The 5,055-nt window shown below is 67.4% G+C and carries 7 protein-coding genes; 2 read left to right on the top strand and 5 right to left on the bottom strand.

The features are described from left to right. From Raf01_RS48805 to Raf01_RS48795, 3 genes are all read right to left on the bottom strand, one after another. A partial coding sequence (locus Raf01_RS48805; RefSeq protein WP_239134591.1) for a polysaccharide deacetylase family protein occupies positions 1–398 on the bottom strand: 398 nt, incomplete at its 3' end. Positions 399–537: 139 nt separating this feature from the next. Continuing rightward, positions 538–714, bottom strand: coding sequence for a hypothetical protein (locus Raf01_RS48800; protein ID WP_203925020.1), 177 nt, complete (start codon positions 712–714; stop codon positions 538–540). Positions 715–914: 200 nt separating this feature from the next. Continuing rightward, on the bottom strand, positions 915–1,439 hold the full coding sequence (locus tag Raf01_RS48795) for a PadR family transcriptional regulator (RefSeq protein ID WP_203925019.1): 525 nt from the start codon (positions 1,437–1,439) through the stop codon (positions 915–917). Positions 1,440–1,496: 57 nt separating this feature from the next. Here Raf01_RS48795 and Raf01_RS48790 point away from each other — a divergent pair, with 57 nt between their 5' ends. Then, positions 1,497–2,246, top strand: coding sequence for an alpha/beta fold hydrolase (locus Raf01_RS48790; protein WP_239134590.1), 750 nt, complete (start codon positions 1,497–1,499; stop codon positions 2,244–2,246). Between the two features lie 631 nt (positions 2,247–2,877). Here Raf01_RS48790 and Raf01_RS48785 read toward each other — a convergent pair. Both Raf01_RS48785 and Raf01_RS48780 read right to left on the bottom strand, forming a co-directional pair. Beyond that, entirely contained in the window at positions 2,878–3,798 is a 921-nt protein-coding gene (locus Raf01_RS48785; protein ID WP_239134589.1) for an NADP-dependent oxidoreductase, read from the bottom strand. A gap of 99 nt (positions 3,799–3,897) precedes the next feature. Next, positions 3,898–4,386 carry a nuclear transport factor 2 family protein gene (locus Raf01_RS48780; RefSeq protein ID WP_203925018.1) on the bottom strand — a complete coding sequence of 163 codons (489 nt, stop codon included), beginning with the start codon at positions 4,384–4,386 and terminating at the stop codon, positions 3,898–3,900. An 88-nt stretch (positions 4,387–4,474) separates the two neighbouring features. Here Raf01_RS48780 and Raf01_RS48775 point away from each other — a divergent pair, with 88 nt between their 5' ends. Next, positions 4,475–5,002, top strand: coding sequence for a MarR family winged helix-turn-helix transcriptional regulator (locus tag Raf01_RS48775; protein ID WP_239134588.1), 528 nt, complete (start codon positions 4,475–4,477; stop codon positions 5,000–5,002). Positions 5,003–5,055: the final 53 nt, after the last annotated feature.

The raw sequence follows: 5,055 nt of genomic DNA, 5'->3' as shown, positions 1-5,055 counted from the left end.
TGGTTGCCGATCAGGCAGAACGTCGCCGGCACGTGGTACTTGTCCAGCAGCTTGAGCACCTTGGGCGTCCACACCGGGTGCGGACCGTCGTCCAGCGTCAGAGCCACCGCGTGGGAGGGAAACGCGGGGCCGCCCAGCACCGCCCGGTACTCCGCCAGCGTGTAGATCGGCCGGGACTGCACCGGCAGCCCGGCCGGTGACGGCCTGGTCGCCCGCGCGGCGACGGGCTGACCAGACGACCGCGCGGACCCAGCCGCACTCGGTGTCACGTCCCGTTCCATGGCCTGCTCAGCGTTTCCTGCGCCGACGGCGGCGTCCGCTGCCAGTACAGCGGCGGAGCCAGCGAGCACCGCGGTCTTGACCAGACCACGTCGCGAGACACGCGGGGTGTGAGTCACTGCGCTCCCTCAGACGCACGATGAAAAGCTCCAACATCCAACCACACGGATGTGACCGCGATTCACGTCCACCGCTCAGGCTGACGCGGCCTCGGACGGCGAGCACGCATGATGCCACGGGTGACAAGACGGACGGCAGCTATCCCTCGTCGAGGGCCGCCGATGACGCCAGAGCGGCTATGCGGCGCGGCCGTTGCGGGTTCGCCGGATCCGTCCCCGGGCGCTCGACGTGCCGGCGGCGGCGTAGTTGGCCGACGGCGATCGTCACCAGGTAGGTCAGGGCAGCGACAGCGAGGATGGCAAAGCTGGGCGGCATCCTCGGGATCGCGTAGCACCACAGAGCGAAATTCCCATCGCGCAGGGCCAACTCTCACCCATAGAAACCGAGTAATTGGCACGAACATTCATTGGCGGCGGCTACGACACTGTCGCGCCGGCCTCTGCCGGGGAGGTCTTCCAGCTGACCGAGCCGTTCGCCGTCGAGTTCCCCGTCGATCAGCTGATCGCCTGACTGCGTCACGCTTCCAGCTGCTCCAACGTGGAGCGGAGCCACTTGATCTCCGTACGCGACGTCGCCGTCGCTATCGTGAACAGCCCCCGCCGGAAGGGGTCGTCGAAGTCGACGGCGCGCAGCGGCCGATCGCCGTCCCAGAAGAAGCTGGCGGGCTGGGTCAGGAATTCCAGCCGCCGCAGCAGCACCGCCGCCTGGGCGGCCGGATCGTCGAGGTGACGCAGGAACGCCAGCAGAGTGAACCACCGGTTCTCGTCGGTGATGAACAGCTCGTCGGGGTCGCGCAGTTGCCGTTCGAGCTCCGTGCGCCCGGAGTCGGTGAGGCTGAGCATCTGCCGGGGGGCCGCCACCTGGCCCGGCTGCAGCGAGCGGCTGAGGAGTCCGGCCGCCTCCATCTTCTTCAGCAGCGGGTAGAGCGTGCCGTCGGCGATAGGTCGGACGTGCCCGGTCAGCGCGGCGATCCGTTTGCGCAGGTCGTAGCCGTGCAACTGGGCGTCCCGGAGGAATCCGAGTACGGCGAGCTCGATCATGATGACCATCATACCTCGTTGACAGGATACCTCGGAGTCGAGGTATCGTTCCGAGTCGTGAGCGCTTTGAAATCAGCACAGGTACTCCCCGACGGTTCCGCCATCCGCTACATCGAGATCGTTGGCAAAGGCCCGAGCCGCGTCTTCGTCCACGGCCTCGGGGCGAGTTCGGCGCCCTACTACGCCGCGGCGGTCAGCCACCCCGCCCTCGCCGGGCACCGCAGCCTACTCATGGACATGCTCGGCTTCGGTATCAGCGACCGACCGGCCGACTTCGCGTACACACTGGAGGACCACGCGGATGTGCTGGCAACCGCGATCACGGCGGCGGCCGACGGCCAACACGTCGACCTCATCGCACACAGCATGGGCGGCGCGGTCGCGATCGTGCTCGCCCACCGCCACCCGCATCTCGTACGTAGGCTGGTCCTCGTTGACGCCAACCTGGACCCAGTCCCGCCGCACGTCAGTGGTTCGGGCATCGGCCGCTACACCGAGCAGCAGTTCCTGGACGAAGGAGGCCGCGCCGAGACCCTCGACCGCGTCGGCCCACAGTGGGCGGCCACGATGCGCCTCGCCGGCCCGGTCGCGCTCTACCGCAGCGCCATCCACCTGTACGCGGGTACGCGGCCGACGATGCGCGCGATGCTTGGGCAGCTGACGATCCCGTGGACGTTCCTCTACCCAGAACCCGAACAGGCGCCGCTGAGCAGCGGAGACGTCGTTGCGGTCCCCGACACCGGGCACAACATCATGCTCGACAACATCGATGTCTTCGCCCGCGAAACTGCCCGCGCACTGTCCTGATCGGACGAACATCGAGCAAAGCCGCAGCTCGTGGGGAGCGCATTGGCTGTTCCACTGCCACAGATGGTTGGTGGGCAGGACCTCGCCTCGGTTGTGGGCATGTTCGTCGAGATGGGCAGCGAGGTCGAGGACGATCGGTTGCCAGCGCAGCGTGGCACCCTTCTCGCTGAGCCTCAGGCGGCCGCCGACAGACTGGGTGCCGGATCCGTCATGGCCGCCGGCACCGCCCGGCTGGCAGTTCTGGATCGACGATTCCCAACCCTCAACGCCTCAAATACCTCACGTCCTTCCCCGGGGAGACACACCGCACCGAGCACAGCTGCACCACCACACATTGCTGCTGCACCGGTCACGGCGGCTATCTCCAACAAGACGGACCCGCACCCACATCGGCTACGCGAATGGACAACCCCCACTCGCCATGATGTTGGCAGCGCTTCACCGCCTCCCCCACGTCCATCTGACGTCAGATCTGGTCCAACAACCCGAACAGCTTCTTTGCCGCTTCTCTGCGAGGAGCTTTACGCGAGACCGTGCACCCGCTCGCCGGCGACGACAACCTGGAGACGTTCACCGGGACCTTCTGGCGCGGGCTGCATGGGCTCCTTGATGCCGCTCTATGGCATCTGGTCTATGGCGTCAGGATGATTTTTCCGGAGGTGTGTCCGGATTCGAGTGTGCGTTGGGCGTCGGTGGCGCGTTCCAGGGGAAAGGTGGCGCCGATTCGGATGGTGAGGTCGCCGGCTTCGACCATTCGGGTCAGGGCGCGTAGGTCGTCGAGGTCGAGTCGGGCGTAGACCGCGGTGGCGCCGGGGTGCACGTCGGCGACGGTGACCGCACGCACGTGCGGCTTCCCGACTTCGACGGTATCCGCGAGGGCACCCCGGCCGGCGGCGTCGAAGATCGCGTCAACGCCCTCGGGCGCGCGGGCGCGTACGCGCTCGGCCAGGCCGGGACCGTAGGTGACTGGGCTGACGCCGAGTGAGCGCAGGTAGTCGTGGTTGCCCCCCGAGGCGGTGCCGATGACCGTGGCGCCGGTCGCGACGGCGAGCTGGGCCGCGATGGAGCCGACCCCGCCGCTGGCGGCGTGGACCAGGACGGTTTCACCGGGCGCGACGCGGAGATGGTGGACCATGCCCTGGTACGCGGTGAGCCCGGCCAGCGGCAGCCCGGCCGCCTGCGCCCAACTGGCGTTGCTCGGCTTGCGCACGAGGGTATGCACCGGTGCGGAGACGAGTTCGGCGTAGCTGCCGTGGTGCAGGACCGACTCGCGCAGGTACCCGATGACCTCGTCGCCCTCGACGAACTCGGCGGCACCCGGCCCGGCCTGCTCCACCACGCCGGCAACATCCCAGCCGGGTACGACCGGAAAGAGGGTGTCCATCGCCTCGGCCAGGGCCCCGGCTCGGATCGCGTTGTCCGCCGGGTTGAGGCCGGCGGCTCTGACGCGGATCAGGACACTGTCCTGCTGCATCTTCGGGGGCGGTAGTTCCGCGAGTTCGAGGACGTCAGGACCGCCGAAGCGGCGGTGAACGATAGCTCTCACAGTCATCCCCTCTGGGTATGCGGCACGGCGGACTGACCGGCCGTACGGATGGGGTTGTGTCCGGCCCGCACCCAACCCTGTGGTGCGGACCGGCTGTCGGCGAGGTCAGGCGCCCGGGATGGCGAACGGCAGGTCGTTGAGGACGCGCTGGTGCGTGATCTTCCACTCGCCGTCGATCTTGCGAAGGTCGGTCTCGTAGAAGCCGCTCTCGGTCACCTGCATGGTGCCCTGGACGCCATGCGCGCCCTCGGGCCAGCCGCCGGCCGGCCGCTCGTCTGCCCGGGTCTCGAAGACCACGTACTGGGCGCTGATGTGGGCGGTGTCGCCGTTGACGTCGATGATGTGGTCGCCGGTGACGTGGTGGCTGACTCCGCGCGGAGGGTGCGGGGCCAGGAAGTTCTCCACCGCGTACTTAACCTCGGCCGGGCCCTTGAGCGGGTCTCCGTTGGGCTCCCAGCTGTCCGGGTAGACCTTGGTGTAGATCTGCGTGGTCGAGTCCTCGGCGAAGAGCGCGGCCTGAGCCGTGCCGTCCCGCCGGTCGGTCGCCCGGACGAATCGGGCAAGTACCTCGGCAACCTTGCGCTCGTCGCTCATCGTGGAGTCCTTTCGTTTTGCCCTGGTAGCGGGCGGGATACTGCTTCTCCCGAAACATACCTGAGACTCTCATGTAATTTCCTGGAGTGTGGCCGGAATCTCTGAGACTCTCAAGCATGTTGAAAAGGAGGTGACCTACGATGAATCGGTGCGCCCGAGCCACCCCTACACCGGTGAACGCCTCGAAGGGGACCTAGCGCGAGGAATCTTTCCCGAGGTCCGGTTCGCCATGCTGCAGTTCGTCGGCGAGTATCTGCTCGACTTCGAGCGGGCCGCCCAGGCGGCCGGGATGACCCTGGCTCAGGTGCGGGTGCTGGGGTTCGCCGCGCTGAAGCCATCCTCGATGCGCGAGATCGCCCAGCAGTTCGGCTGCGACCCCTCCAACCTGACTGCCAAGGTCGACCGGCTGATCGAGTTGGGTTACGTCGAGCGCCGCGCCGACGGTAAGGACGGACGGGTCAAGGTGATCGCGGCGACTCCGGCCGGCGTGCAGGCCTCCGCCGACCTCTGCCGCAGCCGCGAATGGCTGGCCTCGGTCCTCACCGGCCTCGATGATGACGAGATCAACACGGTTCAGACCGCCCTGGGGCTGTTGCTGCGCGACCGCGACCGTTAACTAGTAGATCTTCGCGTAAATAACAGTGATGTAGTTAGATGATGTCGTGCGCC

It is taken from the genome of Rugosimonospora africana, from assembly GCF_016862975.1.
In the GTDB taxonomy this organism is placed as follows: Bacteria; Actinomycetota; Actinomycetes; order Mycobacteriales; family Micromonosporaceae; genus Rugosimonospora; species Rugosimonospora africana.
The sequence above is the reverse complement of the archived record's forward strand: the minus strand, read 5'-3'. Positions and strand labels throughout refer to the sequence as shown.